Source organism: Oceanicoccus sagamiensis (assembly GCF_002117105.1).
GTDB classification, from domain to species: Bacteria; Pseudomonadota; Gammaproteobacteria; order Pseudomonadales; family Dasaniaceae; genus Oceanicoccus; species Oceanicoccus sagamiensis.
Genome location: NZ_CP019343.1, coordinates 2,522,306 through 2,540,171 on the forward strand (window position 1 = coordinate 2,522,306; position 17,866 = coordinate 2,540,171).

The following is a 17,866-nucleotide window of genomic DNA, read 5'->3' on the forward strand; positions in this document are numbered from 1 at the left end:
AGTCTTATTGTTGTGGCTCTGATTCAGGTTCAGTTTGGGGTTGGCTACTGTAGTCAAAATTACGTAGCTGACGCGCTATTTTACCGGCAAGGTTTTGCAGCATTTCACGGCGCAGTAAATCTTCTTCATCTTTGGTACTTACGACTTTATTGGGGTCGTTGGGCATAATTTTTCGTTCAATCAGCCGGTTAGGGCCTAAAACACGTTTGCCTTTGTTGTTGAGTAACTCAAAAGAAACTTGTTCGATCAGTAAGTATTCCGCCACTTTAGCTTTTTGCCCCAGAGTTGCGTTGCGTCGCTGGTCTTTTTGTTCGAGGATATTCAAGCGGTAATTGGCCTCTTTCCCGTCTTCAGTGAGCGCGACGCCATAGGCGGTGAGTAAGTTGCGTAATTCTATGGCCAGTTGGTCACTGGACTTAAGGCCGCCAATAAATAGAGGTTCTACACCTTCTGGCAATTCTACTTTGCCGCGTAGTTGAAAGCCGCAGCCGCTGCTTAACATGATTATAAGCAGCAGAGGTAGAAACGCTTTTTTAGTCGGCATGGTCATATAAAATCCTGTTTATTTAACCGCAATAGTGACAAGTTTACCGGGTATCACTTTACTCATTTTTATGTCCTTACCATCAATAAACTTCTGCACATTGGCATCGGCAAAGGCCAGTTCTAAAATAGATTCAGCGCTGGCATCTGCGGCGACTTCAATTTTACCGCGTACTTTGCCGTTGACCTGAACTACCAGTTCGATGGAGTCACGAACCAGCGCCTGTTCATCAACCACAGGCCAGGGGGCATCGATAATCGCACCTTTATTACCCAGTGCTGCCCATAGCTCATGGCAATAGTGCGGAGCAATAGGTGCCAGCATGGTAACAATGGCTTGCAAGGCTTCACGTTCTACCGCAAGGCTTTGCTCATTATCCTCAGGCAGCTTGGCGATATCGTTAGTCAGCTCCATAATGGCAGCAATCGCGGTATTAAAGGTCAGGCGGCGGCCATAGTCATCGCTAATTTTGCCAATGGTTTCATGCAGCTTGCGGCGTAAATTCTGCTGCTCTTTATTGAGATTGGCAGTATCCAGCGCGGGGATGCTGGCATGTTGTAAATGGTTATAAATACGGTGCCATAAACGGTTTAAAAATTTATGCGCACCACCCACGGCAGAGTCAGACCATTCCAGTGATTGCTCCGGGGGAGCTGCGAACATAATAAATAAACGGACAGTGTCTGCACCATATTGGTTGATCATTTGCTGCGGATCTACGGTATTGCCTTTTGACTTCGACATTTTAGTGCCGTCTTTTAATACCATGCCCTGACACAGTAACTGGTCGAAGGGTTCGTCGCAGTTAATCAGGCCCTCGTCACGCATCAGTTTATGGAAGAAGCGGGCGTACAATAAGTGCAAGATGGCGTGCTCAATGCCGCCAACATATTGGTCTACCGGTAGCCAGTAATTGGCGGCATCGGCGTCTAGCATGCCGTCTTCATAATTGGCGCTGGTAAAGCGGGCGTAGTACCAGGAAGATTCCATAAAGGTATCGAAGGTATCGGTTTCTCGTTCTACAGGCTGACCATTCAGTTCATCTTTGCGCCATTCCGGGTCGCTCTTGATGGGGGAGGTTACGCCGTCCATTTCCACGTCTTCTGGTAGCAGCATGGGTAGCCGGTCAGATGGTACGGCGATTTCGCCACCGTCGGGCAAGTTGAATACAGGGATGGGGGCACCCCAGTAGCGCTGGCGAGAAACGCCCCAGTCTCGCAAACGGTAATTAGTGGTTTTTCGGCCCTTATCCAGGGCTTCCAGCTTATTGGCAATAGCAGCGAAAGCGGCTTCAAAATCCAGCCCATCAAACTCGTCGGAGTTGACCGTGGTGGTATTGGTTTTACGGCTATACCAATCCTGCCAAGTGCTGCTGTCAAAAGCGTTATCGCTGTTATCGTTGCTGGCAATCACTTGCACAATAGGCAGATTGTATTTATTGGCAAAGGCAAAGTCGCGCTCATCATGGGAGGGCACAGCCATCACCGCGCCGGAGCCGTAATCCATCAGGACATAGTTGGCGACCCATACAGGGACAGGCTCACCAGTCATTGGGTGAATCGCATTGATACCGGCGAAAACACCTTTCTTTTCCATGGTCGCCATATCAGCTTCGGCCACTGAGCTGGTTTTGCATTCAGCGATAAAGGCTTTTAGCTCGGCATTGTTCTCTGCCAGCGCCAGACTGATTGGGTGCTCGGCAGCCAGGCTGACATAGGTGGCACCCATCAGGGTATCGGGGCGAGTGGTATACACTTCAAAGTTGTCGATGCCAGCAATGGTTTCGGCAAGGTCAAAGCGCATTTCAACACCCTGGCTGCGGCCAATCCAATTACGCTGCATGGTTTTAACTTGCTCAGGCCAGCCATCCAGTTGGTCGAGATCATCCAGCAGTTGATCGGCATATTCGGTGATTTTGATAAACCACTGCGGAATTTCTTTGCGTTCTACCGCGGTATCACAGCGCCAACAGCAGCCATCGATCACCTGCTCGTTAGCCAGCACGGTTTCATCCACCGGGCACCAGTTAACGGCAGAGGTTTTTTTATAGACCAGCCCCTTTTCATAAAGACGGGTAAAAAACCACTGTTCCCACCGGTAGTAGTCGGGTTTGCAGGTGGCCAGCTCTTTGGACCAGTCATAGGCAAAGCCCAGCTGTTTGAGCTGGTCGCGCATATAGTCAATATTGCTGTCAGTCCACTTGGCGGGTGCGGTGTTATTTTTAACCGCAGCATTTTCCGCTGGCAGGCCAAAAGCATCCCAGCCCATGGGCTGTAGAACATTCTTGCCCAACATGCGCTGGTAGCGTGAGATGACATCGGCAATGGTGTAGTTGCGCACATGGCCCATATGCAGCTTGCCGCTAGGGTAGGGGAACATGGCCAGACAGTAGTATTTGTCTTTGTCGGTATCTACATTGGCGACAAAACTCTCATTGTCTGCCCAAAATTGCTGTGCCAGTTGTTCGATCTCTTTGGGATTGTATTGCTCTTGCATTGTCAGCTTCAGTTTTCTTGGTTTTAGAAGGGAAATCAGGCGCGCATTTTAACAGGAATTGGGCACAAACCGATACCGGTTAGAGGGGGCTTATTTAATGACCATAATCAGTAAGAATCTTGTATAGTGCAGGGCCTCAGATCAGTAAAAGGAATTTACGATGAGTACGAAAGGAAACGTATCAGCCTGTAGTCAATTATTACCCCCGATTAGTCATATTCCATTCCCGCAGCTGCATAGCCATTGTGCACCTGTAGTTGTAATTACTATAGTAATTGTTACTATAAATAGCGGGGTGGCTTGAATGCGTATATTCAAAACACGCCACTTTGCCAAATGGGCTGACAAGCATGCTCTGGATGATGCCCTATTAATTACCGCTGTCTATGAGATAGCAATGGGTATGGTCGACACTAGCTATGGCAGCTATTTATATAAAAAGCGTATCGCGACCAGGGGGCGTGGTAAAAGCGTCAGCGTACGCACTTTGCTGGCACTCAGGGTTAATGATCGAGCATTTTTTCTCTATGGCTTTGAGAAAAATGAGCGGGACAATATTAGCAGCAAAGAAAAGCTCGCCTACAAAATCCTGTCAAAGTCGATCGTGGCCTTTACTGAACAAGAGATTGAGCAGCGCTTACTTGAGGGCAGCTTATTAGAGGTGGAATATGAGTAAACTATTAAAAGCCGTTGTCGCTACAGCCAAAGACCTTAAACTGGATACGGTGACTATGCGAGAGCTTGATGCTTTGGCCTTGCCTGAAGTGATCAAACTGACACCGCGGCAAATAAAAAATATCCGTGCCAAGGCTCATGTTAGCCAGGGTGTTATGGCTCGGTATTTAAATATTAGCCCATCGACCTATCAAAAATGGGAGCGAGGGGAGGTGACGCCGGGTGGGGGTAATTTAAAGTTATTAAATCTGGCTTATCGACATGGGCTTGAAAGCATTGCTTAACTCTTTATCTTCAAGCGCACTAGCTGTGGTAGCAAAATAATCGCAAAACATAGCCCAAGCACCGGCCAGCTGCCACTTAAAGAAAACGGTGTAGCGCCTTGAAATACCTGCGCCTCACCCTTAATCACTTCACGGGTAAACTGCTCGCCGCGAACCGTGATTTTCCCCCGCTGGTCAATAATAGCACTGACTCCACTGCCGGTTGAGCGCAATAAATAACGCCCACTTTCCAAGGCCCGCATTTGCGCCATTTCTAAATGTTGTAATGGCCCGATAGAGCCGCCAAACCAAGCGTCGTTGCTAATGGTAATTAACATATCCGCGTCAGGTAGCCACTGTGAGACCAGCTCAGGGTAAACAATTTCATAACAGATAAAGGGTGCCAGAGTGATATCCCCGGCTTGAATGGCTGCTTGGCCTTCAGCACCGGCTGAAAAATTTGACATGGGCATATCAAAAAACTGAATTAAACCGCGCAGCAGGTTTTCCAGTGGTACATATTCACCAAACGGTACCAGCCGCTGTTTATTGTAGTGTCCCTGACCTTCTCCAAAAGCCATGATGCTGTTATAGCGATATTGATTGCCGGCTTCGTCTTCTTCAAAGGAAGGAATGCCGGTAATTAAGCTGGCATTATATTGGCTGGCCCTGTCGTTCATTAGGCCAAGAAATGGTTTGGCGTATTGGTAGTAGGTAGGGATTGCCGCTTCAGGCCAGATCACAATATCGTTTTCTGCCCAGAGCGTTGCGCTGGTTTGTTTATAGCGTTTTAAGGTGGCCTGATATTGGTCTCGACGCCACTTCACTTCCTGCGGAATATTCGCCTGCACCATGGCAACGTTAATCGGCGGCCGGTCTGCAGGCGTTGTCCAATTGATGCTGTTTAGTAAAAAACCACCCAGCCATAGAGTGGTGATCATCATGATATGGCGGTGGATAAATGTTTTCTGTTGTAGCCCGTAGCTGATGACTGCGCCGGTAAGTGCAACAACAAATCCTACCGCATAAATACCGCCCACCGGTGCCCAGCCTGCCAGAGGGGTATCAATATGGCCGTAGCCGATATACAGCCAGGGGAAACCGGTTAAAAACCAACTGCGCCACCATTCACCAATAACAAAGATGGCGGCAAAACCTAGTAGTGGGCCACTAGCCTGGTCGCGAATCCAGCGGACATAGCAATAAAAAGTGACGCTAGTAAAAATGCCCAGCCCGGCACTAAAAATAAGTGTTAGAAAAGCGGCTAGCGGCGCAGGTGCATAACCATAAACATGAATGCTGACATAGACCCAGGAGGTGCCTGCACCAAATAAACCCAAGCCATAAAACCAACCGCGTTTGGCGGCCTGTTTGGCGGTGAGATCGGATAATAACCAAACCAGTAGGGCGGTGCTGGCAATGCCCAGCGGCCAGAGATTAAACGGTGCCAGTGAAGGGGTGACCAGAGCACCTGCCAGCATTGCCAGTAGGTGTCCGCTCCAACCTTGTTTCACTGATTTCACCGAGGTTTGGTCCTTGTGCTTAGCTAGCAGTGATTTCTGACATCCGCAGCAAATGTACCTGGCGGCTGTCGGCGTTAAGTACTTTAAATTCATAGCCATTAACGGTGGCTACTTCATTGCGGCGAGGCAGGTGGCCAAATTGCTGCAAAATAATACCGCCAATCGTGTCAAACTCTTCGTCGCTAAACTCTGCCTCAAAGGCTTCGTTAAAATCGTCGATGGGGGTTAGCGCTTTGATAATATAATCATTCTCGGCGAGTTTTTTAATATAGCTATCGGGCTCTACATCATGCTCATCTTCAATTTCGCCGACAATTTCTTCCAGCACATCTTCGATAGTAACTAAGCCTGCAACGCCGCCATATTCATCAATAACAATGGCCATATGATTACGTTTTTCGCGGAACTCACGCAGTAATACATTAAGACGTTTGCTTTCAGGCACCACCGTCGCCGGGCGCAACATGGGGGTAATATCAATGCTGTCGGCATCTTTTTCCAATACCAGTGGCAATAAATCTTTGGCCAATAGAATACCGAGTACTTCATCGGTATTTTCACCGATCACCGGGTAACGGGAGTGAGCGGTTTTAATGATTTGCGGTAGCAGTTCGCTTAGGGACTCTTCTGCTTTGATCACCGTCATCTGCGTGCGCGGGATCATAATTTCCCGTACCTGCATTTCGGTCACTTGCATAGCGCCATCGATAATTTTTAAAGCGTCGTTATCGATCACTTCGTTGTGTTGCGCCACTTTTAAAATATCTAATAAATCATCACGGGATTTGGGTTCGGATGAAAAAGCGTGGGCGATTTTTTCGAGCCAGGATTTTTCTTCTGGCTCGGGGATTCGGTCTTCGTTCATGGTTTTGGGTGCAACCCTCCTAGAGGTTTACTGCGTTGTTGTTAATTTCAAGGTAGGGATTGGCTATTTGCAAGCTGGCCAATGCCTTAATTTCCAAGCCTTCCATAATCTCGGCTTCGTCATCGTCTATATGGTCATAACCGAGAAGATGCAAGGTGCCGTGGATCACCATATGGGCCCAGTGGTCATTTATGTTTTTATGTTGTTCAATCGCTTCATGCCTAACCACCGCGGCACAGATCACCAGATCGCCCAGTAGAGGCAAATCAATATGATCAGGCAAGTCTGCGGGAAAGGATAAAACGTTGGTGGTTTTGTCTTTGTGGCGGTAGTCGCGATTAAGGGTGGTAATTTCTGCTTCGTCGACAATACGAATAGTAAGCTCAGGTGTTTGTTGTGAGTTAGCCTGTTGAGCTTCAGTTAATGCGGCGGCCACCCACTGTTGTATCTGTGCCGGGGGAGGTTGGTCTTCGTCTTCAATAGCGATTTGCAGATCTACACTGATATTCACTGCGGTTTACTCTCGCCACTAGCCGGGGGTGTGGTTGTCGCTTCCAACGGTTTTGGGTTATTTTCAATGCGGTCGTAGGCATCGACAATTTTTTGTACCAGCGGATGGCGCACCACGTCTTTGGACTGGAAATAGGTAAAACTAATGCCGTCAACACCGTCGAGGATATTGATAACATGGGTCAGGCCGGATTGAGTGCCACGGGGTAAATCGATCTGGGTGGCGTCGCCGGTAATGACTGCCGTTGAACCAAAGCCAATCCGGGTCAGGAACATTTTCATTTGCTCCTTGGTGGTGTTCTGGCTTTCATCGAGAATAATATAGGAGTCATTTAAGGTGCGACCGCGCATATAGGCCAGCGGAGCAATTTCAATAATATTGCGCTCGATCATTTTGGTCACGGTTTCGACGCCAATCATTTCATAGAGGGCATCGTAGAGGGGGCGTAAATAGGGGTCAATTTTTTGGGCGAGATCGCCGGGTAAAAAGCCCAGCTTTTCTCCCGCTTCTACCGCTGGGCGCACTAATAAAATTCGCTGCACTTCTTCGTTCATTAGCGCTTGTACCGCGCAGGCCACAGCCAGGTAAGTTTTACCGGTACCGGCAGGGCCAATACCAAAATTAATATCGTTGTTCATGACTGAGCGAACATAGCCCTGCTGGTTTTTACCTCGAGGTTTGATGGTCGCTTTTTTGGTGTGGATTAGGGTGATCGGTTCAACGCTATGGTCGATGGCTTCGTGCAAACTTTCTACCCCGGCTTGTTGCAGGCTAAGGTGAATCGTCTCTGAGGTCAGAGTGACGCCTTCCAGCGCATCTTGATAGAGATTTTTTAACACCGCGCTGGCGGGTACAGCGTCAACACCGCGCAGTTCAAACAGGTTGCCACGGTTGCGAATTTCAACAGACAGGCGCTGTTCTATCTGACGCAGGTGCTCGTCAAATTGGCCGCAGAGGCTGGCAAGGGCTTGGGAGTCGTTGGGTTCCAGGGTAAGAACCTGTTTCGATGTGGCTGGTTTATTCAATGTGTTTTATATAAGCCGCTGAACGGCACCTAAGATGGGCTAAGCATAGGGATGAATGGGGGTATGAGTCAATAGTCTTTGCTATCTCTGGGATTAATACCTTCTTGACCGTAGGGTGGATTACAATCCACTAAAGCCGGTGTTCGAAAAGGTGGATTTTAATCCACCCTACAGAAGCTTGCCTCGTAGTGAATTGGGGAGTGCTTCGGTAACTTCTATATCAACGAAGCCGCCGATAAGTGATTGATTATCCGAAGAAAAATTAACTACACGGTTGTTTTCGGTGCGGCCCTGTAGCTGGCCGGGGTCTTTCTTGGAAACGCCGGTCACCAGAATTTTTTCCCGGTTGCCGACCATCTGGCGGCTAATCTGCTGGGCCTGGGAGTTAATCCGCTGTTGCAGCTTTTGCAGGCGCTCCTTTTTCACTGTTTCAGGGGTGTCATCACTGAGCTCAGCCGCCGGTGTGCCGGGGCGGGCGCTGTAGATAAAGCTAAAGGATAAGTCGAAGCCAATTTCTTCAATCAGGTCCATGGTATCGTTAAAGTCTTCCTCCGTTTCACCGGGGAAGCCGATAATAAAGTCTGATGAGAAGCTAATATTGGGGCGAATCGCCTGTAGCCGTTTCATCTTGGCGATATATTCATCGCGGTTATGGCCCCGCTTCATGGCTGCCAAAATACGGTCGGAGCCGCTTTGCACGGGTAGATGCAGGTGGCTAACCAGCTCTGGAATCTCTTTATAGGCTTCAATCAGTGCATCGCTAAATTCGACCGGGTGTGAGGTGGTATAACGGATGCGCTCAATACCAGGTACAGCGGCAACAAAGGATAGTAATTCGGCAAAGTCGACAATATCCCCTTCATGGTTTTCACCCCGGTAGGCATTCACATTTTGGCCCAGTAGGTTGACTTCTTTTACCCCTTCGCTGGCTAGATGGGCGATTTCAGCAATCACATCATCAAACGGGCGGCTGACCTCTTCACCGCGGGTATAGGGCACCACGCAGAAAGTACAGTATTTAGAACAGCCCTCCATAATCGAGACAAAGGCGCTGGGGCCATCGACGGTAGGCTCTGGCAGGGCATCAAACTTTTCGATCTCAGGGAAGGTAACGTCAACCAGTACCGGGCCATTGGGCTTGGCCGCATCAATCATTTCAGGCACGCGATGGAGGGTTTGTGGCCCAAAAATCACATCGACAAAGGGGGCTCTTTTAGCAATGGCATCACCTTCCTGGCTGGCGACACAGCCGCCTACACCAATCACCAGGTCAGGGTTTTGGTCCTTCAGGTTCTTCCAGCGCCCTAGTTGGTGAAACACCTTTTCCTGCGCCTTCTCACGAATAGAGCAGGTGTTGAGCATAATCACATCGGCTTCTTCAGGGTTGTCGGTGGTTTCCAGATGATGGCTAACCCCCAGCAGGTCTTGCAGGCGATCTGAGTCATATTCATTCATCTGGCAGCCATGGGTTTTGATATACAGCTTTTTCACTGGCAGGTCACTGCTGCTGGAGGCTGGCTTGGCGGGTTTATCGCTGGCGATAACGTCGTTCATTAATTGGGACCTGAAAAAGGGAAGATCTGAAGCACACTGCAAATTAGGGCGAGTGATTATACAGGATGCGGGCATTTCTTGACCACACTATGCTGGCACTATGTTAATATTCCTTCAATTGGCCTCGGAGGCCGTTTTTCTTAAAGTCCGTTTTAAAGGTGATGTAACCCTCTATGTCAGAAAGTACCCCTATTTATAAAGTGATATTCCTGAACCAGAATAAGGTTTATGAGGTATACGCCAAGGCTATCTACCAAAGCGAGTTGTATGGTTTTGTCGAGGTTGAAGAGTTTGTCTTTGGTGAGCGCACCCAGGTGATTGTTGATCCGGGTGAAGAGAAGCTAAAAACCGAGTTTGCCGGTGTTAATCGTTCCTATGTGCCGATGCATTCTATTGTACGGATTGATGAGGTAGAGAAAGAGGGTGTGGGTAAAGTGTTAGAGGCTTCAGGGGGAGGCAGCAATGTAGCGGCATTTCCCATGCCGGGTAGCGCCAGGCCATTATCAGGTGATGTGGACTAATCGCCAGCTCAAAAAAAACGCCAGCATTAAGCTGGCGTTTTTTTTGAGCGTGATAAAACTTAGCTGGCAGCCAAAGCCTGTTTAACCGAAGCCAGTTTGACGCAGGTGACAAATACCTCCATCGCCTTTTCTATTTCGCTCACCGTCGGGTAGGTGGGTGCCAGGCGGATATTTTTATCGTCCGGGTCATTGCCATAAGGGAAGGTGGCGCCCGCAGGGGTTAGTTTTACACCGGCACCTGCGGCCAGTGCAATAATTTCCCTGGCCAGACCTGGGCGGGAATCAAAAGAGATAAAATACCCCCCCTCTGGTTCAGTCCAGCTGCCCATATCGGTATCACCCAGCTCACTGCGTAGTGATGATAGTACTGCATCAAACCGTGGCTGCATAATGGCAGCATGTCGATTCATATGTTCACTCAGGGTGGCGCTGTCTTTTAAGAAGGCGACATGACGGAGTTGGTTGATTTTATCCGGGCCAATAGAAGTAAAGCCCAGATGCTTTTTCAGTACCGTCAGGTTAGCGGGGGAGCCGGCAATAAACGCTACACCGGCACCAGCAAAGGTTATTTTGGACGTGGAGCCAAAAATATAGACGCTATCTTCGGTGCCCTGCTGGCGACAGTAGTCCATCAGATTGGGTAGTTCTGGTGCGTTGTCGTTTAATACATGGACTGCGTAGGCGTTATCCCAAAATACACGGAAGTTGGGGCCTGCGATATTGCCAAGCTTGGCAATACGTTGCACCACCTCGTCGGAGTAAACCACACCGGTTGGGTTAGAGAAGCGTGGCACACACCAGATACCTTTAATGCTGGCATCGGCTTGAACCAACTGCTCAACCTGATCCATATCCGGGCCATTGTCATCCATGGCCACCGGGATAAGCTCTACGCCTAAATGCTCACAGGCCGCAAAGTGACGATCGTAACCGGGAACCGGGGCCAGGAATTTAACGGTTTGGCCGTCTTTTGCCCAGGCGCTGTCAGCATCGCTAACGCCCTGGTGCATGGCTGTTTGTAAACTAAAGTACATTAGGGTGAGGCTACTATTACCGCCAATCATCACTTCTTCAGGTTTAACGCCGACCATACCGGCAAATAGGGTCTTGGCTTCTGGAATACCGTCCAGACCACCGTAATTTCGCAGGTCGGTGCCGCTGCTATCGGTATATTGGCCATGCAGAATACCGTCCAGTGCATTGGATAGGTCCAGTTGATCGCTGCTGGGCTTGCCTCGGGTCAGGTCCAGGCTTAGGCCTGCCTGCTGAATGGCTTGGTACTGCTCAGCGAGGGTCGTTTCCCACTCGCGCAGTTGTTCCGGAGTTGCTTGATTGAGACGCAACGTGATGTCCTCTTTAATGGGTTAAAAACGTAGGTTAGCAAGTTAACAAGTTATCTTGCTAACCATGGCGATTCACAGATCTGTGATGCCGTTTGTGCAGGGTATGTAGCCTTGCGCGGGGATTATACCTGAAACCGGCGCAAGGTGGGTACTGGGATCGTGACTATTTAACAGGCTTATTTACTGTAGTGTTTGATCAGTTCTTCAAGCTGGGCCATGGCGGTATCGGAGGCATCAATAATATGAAAGCCGGACCAATAGCGGTGGAAATTCTCGACTTTACGGCACCAGAGGCAATCGGCACCCAGTTCTACGGTGTTGCTACCCTCTATTTCAATGGGCAACTGTAGGGAGAGTTGGTAAATAGACTGGGTGGGTATTTCTTTATCGGTAATTATCATAATGCCTTCAATTGTGGCATTAACCAGTTCACCAAATTCTCCGCCATTGATCACATCCAGAATGGGGATGGATTGGTTGAGTTCTTTGCGCTCATGTTTTCTTTCGATAATATCTTTCATTGGATGCTGTCTTTGCTAAATGTTCTTTAGTGGCCCTGCTGGCTGATGTTGTTAGTGTAGACCATCAGTCGGGATTATTTTGTTCTCTTTGGCGTAATTGTTCCAGTACACGCTCCATCGCCTTCTCAAAGAAGGGTTTACCCTCCAGGGTTTGCAGGATCCTGGTTTTGCCAGCGCGGATATCACTGGCGAGCTCCTGCCCTGTTTTTGCCGAAACCTGCTGCCCCATCCGGTTTACAAACATAAAGTGCAATGTGTCGGTGTTAGCCCAGGCCAATTTGGCGCGCTGGGGTGTTTTACTGTCGGCATTAAATTCAAACCAGGTGCCAGGCTGGGTTTTCCTTAGCATCATAATCACTTTGTCGCCCTCGGCCGCCTCCCGGGATTGGCTGGCAATATCAACATCATCAATATTGGCGCTAACCGGCGTGGTGACGGGGGTAGCCGCAGTGCTGGTATCCTGTTGCCGCTGCATCAGTGCTTCCAATAATCGCTTGCCCTGGTTGCTGTCATAGCCCACTGTCTCAAAGCCTGATTGCAGTAACGGAAGCAGAGTTTTACGCAGTTCCTGAGCGCGTTTTCGAGCATGCCAGTCGTCGGCGCCATGGGGTTGGCTTAACCAGAGAATATCGTCCACCGCCAGAGCCGCTTCTCGCCATTGTTCACTGCGTGAGCCAAAGCGGAGTAGATTAAAGGACAGGAAGTTGGCCCAGGGTTCAAATAATAAGGTATGGATGGAAGGGGGCAATTGCAGTTCGCTGGACTTTTTCTTCAAATAGGCATCGACTTTTAAGCGTATTTCCTTGAGTTTGTTTTCCCCCTGGGCGGCTTGCATTGCGCGCTTTTCGGCCAGTCGAATACGGCGAGAATGCTGGCGCAGATACTGGTTAAACTCAAAGGCCAATTCTGAAAATAGCCGCACGTCGTTATCAAATTCATTAAGCAGTCGTTGCACGACATTTTTGATTTGTTGAAATACATCATTCTTATGTTTGCCTGACGGTTCTACCCAGCGCTCACCAGCAGCCACAAGGCTATTAAGCAGTTGTCGGGCTGGGTGCTCCGGGTGATCAAAAAAATCTTTGTCGATAACAGCAATTTTCAGAAAGGGGGTATGTAAATAACTAAGTAGTGCTTTAATGGAGTCGGGCAGCTGTTGGTCATTCAACATATATTCAAATAGCAGGCCTACAATTTCAATAATATGTGCATCGACTTCGTCGGACTTTTTTACGGCCTGTTCGGCTTGCTGTTTGAGGCTGGCGGGGTTGCTAGTGGCTACTGCCTGAGGTGATTCCAGCGCTTTAAGCAGGGCCCCGGCGTTTTGCTGTAGTTGTTGAATGCCGGCAATAATTTGTGACACCGGTGGCGATGCCTGGGCTCTGGGCTGTGGGGCCTGAGGTTGCAGTTGCTGTTGTAATAAGCGGATAGCATCTATTAAGTTGACCTGGTTGGCCATCGAAGCGGCGCTGGTTTGTTCCTGCAATTCTTCGGGTAGTTGCTCGGCGATTTGGGCTGAGGCATTTTTTTGGATGTGATAACTCAGGTGTGGCAGCACGCCATGGCTCTCAAAATGGTGGTTAACCAATTCATAGAGTTTATTGATTTTGCTTATAAAGGCCGATTCAAAAATTTTATAGATCAGGAGTTTGCTGCGGTTATCCATCGAGATGCTGTCGATTGACTGCTTCATTGCCTCGCCGAAAACTGCGGGTGCAATAGGGTTGCCCTGGTCCGTCAGCTTTTGGCCACCACGCAATGCGGCCAGACGTTGATTCAGTGCATACAGCATTTCTGAGTGAAGGGCGCTGGCTTTGCGGCTCATAGAGCCAATAGCCAGTTTTTCTTCCAGTTCGTTATTGTCAATCAGGCTCAGATTTAATTCGTCTTCGGGGGCGGGTTCGGTCAATTTGCCGAGGTTATTACTGTAGTCACTGGAGGTCGCTTGGTTGGCCTGGTAATTATCGAAGGCTTTATAAATCTGTTGCAGATAAGCTTGCTGGACAATGCTTTTTCCGTGCTGAAGATCACCCCTGATCTGGAAGTAACGATTTTGATCATCGTTATTATCGGCTTTGTCGGCCAGGGAAAATAAACGATCATCCAGCGTGTCAAAATAGGCGCTAAAATTAACCTGTACCCACTTGATAATAAGCTCGCGGCAGGCCGTAAGAATACGCTCTCTTTCCAAGCTACTGTTAGGACCTTGTTCGCCCATAGATTGATTATCCGTTTTCTCGCTGTAGTGGTCGTAGGCGCTCTTCAATGGCGCCTGTTATAGGCCGCGCTCATAACGGCCAATCATGGCGGCGCGGGCAATTAAGTATAGCGCAAGACTTGCGGGTAATGCGATTAGCTGGAGGTCGATTCGGCGAACAGTTCCAGAATACGTTGGTCTGCCCAGCTATCCATGGTGAGCCCCTGAATATAGCCGCAGTGGCCGCCATAGCGGGTGAGTTCAATGGTCAACTGTGGGTGGTCGGGCAGTTCCTGTAAATCTTCTGCTTCAATCACAGGGTCATCCATACTGCTGAGGATATGGCAGGGTATTTCTAGCTGGCTTAAATGTTCGCCGCCAATGGAATAGCCATTGAGGTAATCGTCTACCTCAGCGTACGCCGTATGATGGGGGACAAAATAGTCATTCATAGCGTCCAGTGTAGGCAGTTTGTTGAGTATGTCCTGATAGCCATGTTCCGGGAAGTGCTGCAATTTATTGGCGAGAGATTGTCGCCAGTGATTACGAAAGTGCTGGTGATAAATAAATGGACCGTTATTTAAATTGCGGTTGGTTTTATAGGGGTTGATGACGGGGCAAACAGCGACCACTTTATTCAGTGTAATAGCATTGGCTGGCGCTCTGGCGGCCACCCGCAATGAGAAATTCCCCCCCAGAGAAAAGCCGGCTAAATAATTCTGCGTATGTGGAAATTGTTGCTGGATAGCTTTAACGGCATTAACGACTTCGGTAATCCGGGTAGAGTTAAATAGCTCGCGGTTAAGGTGGCCGCTATCGCCATGGTCCCTGAGATTAAGTCGAAAAACATTATAACCCGCTGCCAATAAGGTGCTGCCTGCCGAGAGTAAATACAGAGAGTCGTTACTGCCCAGCCAGCCGTGAATTAAAATAACCAGGCCTTGTTGGTTGTTGGGTAGGGTGGAGTATTCGCCTTGTAGGCGGATGCCGTCACCGCAATCAAGAATATGCTGGCTGGCTGTTTCGCGCAGTGTTTTTGCCTGACGTTTTACCCAGTGTTTACGTGGCCCGGTGCTGGCCAGAATGGACTGTAAATGGGGATTCTTCAGCAGTGCTGATGGTTTGAAGGTGTCCATAGTGCAGCGCTCGCTAATAACAATGCCTGTTCACTGGGCCAGCTTTATTTTGCCAAATAAGCGGGGGGCGAAATAACAGGTCATTAAGCTCATGGTAAAGCCATTGACCCAAACCACCACATTATAAAATAGGTGGCCATCTGCCGGCACAATAGCGTCGCAGGCTGTTAGGGTCGCTAGCAGTAATACCATGCCGATAATATAGCGGCCAGCTAGCTGGATAATATGGCCTTTAACATGCAGAAGTGTTCGGCTGCTGTCGGCCATGAGGCTTAACACGCAGGCTGAAACCGCACCGGCAACCGCCAGTGCGCGAAAGGTGTCCAGCCAAAAATAATGCAAGCTGGCTATCAGCGCCGGAACGGCAAATAACAGCAGCAATTGTTTGCTTAATGTCTGTTGGTAAAAGGCTTTGCTGACAAGCGGCTGCCATTTAAACCAGCTATATAAGTAGATAATGCCTAATACCCAACCTATCACAACATCGTGGGGATAGTGAACGCCCAGATAATTTCTCGACAGGCCAATCAAAATAATTAAGCCAACGAGGGCTATTCGCAGCCATTTTTTATCAGTGCATAGCAACAGCAAGCCATAAAAAACCATCGAGCCCATAGCGTGGCCGCTGGGGAAACTATAGCCTCGCTCGCCGGAAGAGATAATGCGATCATCCGCAAGATAGGGGCGGGGTTCCTGCACAATATCTTTGATCAGCATTACCAGATATTGGGCAACTAACATAGCGAGTAGGGCGCGAATACCCAGACGGGGGTTTATACACCAAATGACCAGTGGCACAACGGCGAGATAAGCCATGCCACCCAGCTGGGTGATAAGATAAAAAAAACTATCGAGAAAAGGCGACTGATAAGATTGCAGCATCAAAATAAAATCGATGCCCCATTGTTGTATGGCTAGCATGGTTTCACCTTTTTAGTTTGGATAGCTATGGCTTGCATGCCACTTAGCGGTGATAATCTTTTTTCCACTGGTCATACTCGGCAATAACACCGTCGACCACCTCTTTTTCAAACGGTTTTAAGCCGCTAACCACCATATGTTTTTCACCTCGGCCAATGGTTTCACCACTGGCAATAAGATTAAAGGCCAGACAAACATTGCCGCGTTTGCCGTTGCAATCGAAGGTGGTTTTTTCTTTGTCGAGTTCCAATTCTACATCGACCAGATCCAGTCGCTCCAGATCGATCAGCATACTTTGATACATCACCATAGGGCGGGCGGGGTTAATCATTACCCCTTTTTTTTCCATCAGCGGAATCAGAATGTGGGGAAAGGTGTGGCCGGAGAAAGTGACATAGCTTTGTGTCAGATTATCAATCAGCGCAGCGTTGGTGGAGTTGTCACCCGTATGTTCGATACTTACATATTCTTTGTCATTGCTACCATTGAGTGTCAGTAGTGCAGACTCTTCGGGCAGTAGCAGTGTCACCTCGTCGGTCACCATGCCAGAGAAGGTAAAACGCATATGCTTGGAGGCACCATACTGCGCCAGCACGACCGCGAATAATAAATCACCGGGTACACAGAAACGTTTTGAAACAATATCGTGCAGGGGGTTAAAGTCGTCGGCAATTTGTTTGGCAAAGTCACTGGCCTGTTGACGGGTAAACGTCAACTGATCGTTGTCTTTGTGGTAATACTGGTCAATAAGCATGTCTTTAAAATTCTCAGCTAAATAGTGCGCGGCATTCTACCAGTGCTTAGCAGGTTTAGCACCACCTGGCCCGGTTTTATAGCGGCGGTTGTTGTTGAAGTTTATCGACCAGCCACTTTAGGGCCTGGCCGCGGTTGCTGATTTTCCAGGCGATATGGTTTTTTGTAATGGGTCTGTTATGGCTCACTTTAAGCTCAACCAGTGTGCCATTGGCTAATTCATCTTTAACCAAATGCCTTGGCAGGCTGCCCACCCCTAAGCCCTGTCGATGGGCGGCGATTTTCATCGCCATATTGGGTACATAAATACTGCTTTTCTTATTGTGTATGCCGCGGCTTAAGGGAGCGAGATTTTTTGATGAGTCCCGCACAATGACGGATCGGCTTTGACGGATTTGCTGCTCAGTTAACGGCTGGCTTTGCTGGCAAATAGGGTGCTTGGGTGAGGCTACAAAAACGGCCTGAGTATCATGCCAGGGAATACTTCTAATCCCTTTATGGTTGGGGGCAGCATCCACAGCGCCAATAATTAAATCCACTCGATCTTCGACCAGTGCCTCCCAGGTGCCTGCCAAAACTTCCTGGCTAAGCTCCAGGTTGATGGCAGGCTGGACTTGATAGAGCTGCTCGATAATCGGCAGCAAATATTCATCCGGCAGTATATGGTCAAGGGCAATACGCAGGCGCGGCTCCCAGCCAGTGGCCACTTGTTGGGTGCTGGCGGCGATATCGCTGGCGGCTAACAGTAGTTGGCGCCCCTGTTCGACCAGATGCTTGCCAGCCCCCGTTAATACTGACTTTCTTCCCTGCCGCTGAAACAGGCTGATGTCCAAATCCTGTTCCAGTTTTTGGACGGTATAGGAAACAGCAGAAGGTACGCGATTTAAATGTGTGGCAGCAGCGGCAAAGCTGCCTTTGCGCTCAATGGCGTCCAGGACTTCCAGTGCTTCAAGGCTTAATGGTGATGGCATATTCTACTGATCAAATAATTTGATGTAATTGATTAAAAAGTATCGCT

The 17,866-nt window shown here is 49.0% G+C and carries 17 protein-coding genes; 3 read left to right on the plus strand and 14 right to left on the minus strand.

Annotated elements, in window-relative coordinates:
* Window positions 1-4: 4 nt before the first annotated feature.
* Both BST96_RS11505 and leuS read right to left on the minus strand, forming a co-directional pair.
* Complete coding sequence (locus BST96_RS11505) at window positions 5-550, minus strand: LPS-assembly lipoprotein LptE (RefSeq protein WP_085758848.1); 546 nt, start codon at window positions 548-550, stop codon at window positions 5-7.
* Between the two features lie 12 nt (window positions 551-562).
* Window positions 563-3,040 carry a leucine--tRNA ligase gene (gene leuS, locus BST96_RS11510; RefSeq protein WP_085758849.1) on the minus strand — a complete coding sequence of 826 codons (2,478 nt, stop codon included), beginning with the start codon at window positions 3,038-3,040 and terminating at the stop codon, window positions 563-565.
* Between the two features lie 304 nt (window positions 3,041-3,344).
* Here leuS and BST96_RS11515 point away from each other — a divergent pair, with 304 nt between their 5' ends.
* Both BST96_RS11515 and BST96_RS11520 read left to right on the plus strand, forming a co-directional pair.
* Window positions 3,345-3,716, plus strand: coding sequence for a type II toxin-antitoxin system RelE/ParE family toxin (locus tag BST96_RS11515; RefSeq protein ID WP_085758850.1), 372 nt, complete (start codon window positions 3,345-3,347; stop codon window positions 3,714-3,716).
* Entirely contained in the window at window positions 3,709-3,999 is a 291-nt protein-coding gene (locus BST96_RS11520; protein WP_085758851.1) for a helix-turn-helix domain-containing protein, read from the plus strand. Before BST96_RS11515 ends, BST96_RS11520 begins: the two co-directional genes overlap by 8 nt.
* Here the strand turns inward: BST96_RS11520 and lnt are convergent.
* From lnt to miaB, 5 genes are all read right to left on the minus strand, one after another.
* Window positions 3,996-5,501, minus strand: a complete 1,506-nt coding sequence (gene lnt / locus BST96_RS11525) for an apolipoprotein N-acyltransferase (protein WP_240554790.1) — start codon at window positions 5,499-5,501, stop codon at window positions 3,996-3,998. The two genes, BST96_RS11520 and lnt, sit on opposite strands and share 4 nt — an antisense overlap.
* A 19-nt stretch (window positions 5,502-5,520) precedes the next feature.
* Entirely contained in the window at window positions 5,521-6,366 is an 846-nt protein-coding gene (locus BST96_RS11530; RefSeq protein WP_085758852.1) for an HlyC/CorC family transporter, read from the minus strand.
* A 19-nt stretch (window positions 6,367-6,385) separates the two neighbouring features.
* Window positions 6,386-6,877: an rRNA maturation RNase YbeY gene (ybeY, locus tag BST96_RS11535; RefSeq protein WP_206045329.1), complete on the minus strand. Its 492-nt coding sequence runs from the start codon at window positions 6,875-6,877 to the stop codon at window positions 6,386-6,388.
* Window positions 6,874-7,902 carry a PhoH family protein gene (locus BST96_RS11540; protein ID WP_085758853.1) on the minus strand — a complete coding sequence of 343 codons (1,029 nt, stop codon included), beginning with the start codon at window positions 7,900-7,902 and terminating at the stop codon, window positions 6,874-6,876. Before BST96_RS11540 ends, ybeY begins: the two co-directional genes overlap by 4 nt.
* 168 nt (window positions 7,903-8,070) lie before the next feature.
* Window positions 8,071-9,456: a tRNA (N6-isopentenyl adenosine(37)-C2)-methylthiotransferase MiaB gene (gene miaB / locus BST96_RS11545; RefSeq protein WP_085758854.1), complete on the minus strand. Its 1,386-nt coding sequence runs from the start codon at window positions 9,454-9,456 to the stop codon at window positions 8,071-8,073.
* Between the two features lie 173 nt (window positions 9,457-9,629).
* On the opposite strand from miaB, the gene BST96_RS11550 reads away from it, so the two are divergent.
* Window positions 9,630-9,977: a DUF1820 family protein gene (locus BST96_RS11550; RefSeq protein ID WP_085758855.1), complete on the plus strand. Its 348-nt coding sequence runs from the start codon at window positions 9,630-9,632 to the stop codon at window positions 9,975-9,977.
* A 59-nt stretch (window positions 9,978-10,036) separates the two neighbouring features.
* Here the strand turns inward: BST96_RS11550 and BST96_RS11555 are convergent, their stop codons facing one another.
* The 7 genes from BST96_RS11555 to BST96_RS11585 all read right to left on the minus strand — a co-directional run bounded on the left by BST96_RS11555 (window position 10,037) and on the right by BST96_RS11585 (window position 17,819).
* Complete coding sequence (locus BST96_RS11555) at window positions 10,037-11,320, minus strand: aspartate aminotransferase type Ic (protein WP_085758856.1); 1,284 nt, start codon at window positions 11,318-11,320, stop codon at window positions 10,037-10,039.
* A 176-nt stretch (window positions 11,321-11,496) separates the two neighbouring features.
* Window positions 11,497-11,841 carry a PilZ domain-containing protein gene (locus tag BST96_RS11560; protein WP_085758857.1) on the minus strand — a complete coding sequence of 115 codons (345 nt, stop codon included), beginning with the start codon at window positions 11,839-11,841 and terminating at the stop codon, window positions 11,497-11,499.
* 64 nt (window positions 11,842-11,905) lie between these two features.
* Window positions 11,906-14,107 (minus strand): DUF1631 family protein, encoded by a 2,202-nt coding sequence (locus BST96_RS11565; protein WP_157117933.1) that lies wholly within the window; start codon window positions 14,105-14,107, stop codon window positions 11,906-11,908.
* Between the two features lie 86 nt (window positions 14,108-14,193).
* The gene (locus tag BST96_RS11570) at window positions 14,194-15,174 is read right to left on the minus strand and encodes a YheT family hydrolase (RefSeq protein WP_085758859.1); all 981 of its coding nucleotides are present in this window, start codon (window positions 15,172-15,174) and stop codon (window positions 14,194-14,196) included.
* 30 nt (window positions 15,175-15,204) lie between these two features.
* Complete coding sequence (locus BST96_RS11575; RefSeq protein WP_085758860.1) at window positions 15,205-16,095, minus strand: phosphatase PAP2 family protein; 891 nt, start codon at window positions 16,093-16,095, stop codon at window positions 15,205-15,207.
* 43 nt (window positions 16,096-16,138) lie between these two features.
* A complete protein-coding gene (locus BST96_RS11580; protein ID WP_085758861.1) occupies window positions 16,139-16,849 on the minus strand; it encodes a DUF3581 family protein in 711 nt (236 codons plus the stop codon).
* A 76-nt stretch (window positions 16,850-16,925) separates the two neighbouring features.
* Complete coding sequence (locus BST96_RS11585) at window positions 16,926-17,819, minus strand: LysR substrate-binding domain-containing protein (RefSeq protein ID WP_085758862.1); 894 nt, start codon at window positions 17,817-17,819, stop codon at window positions 16,926-16,928.
* Window positions 17,820-17,866 lie beyond the last annotated feature (47 nt).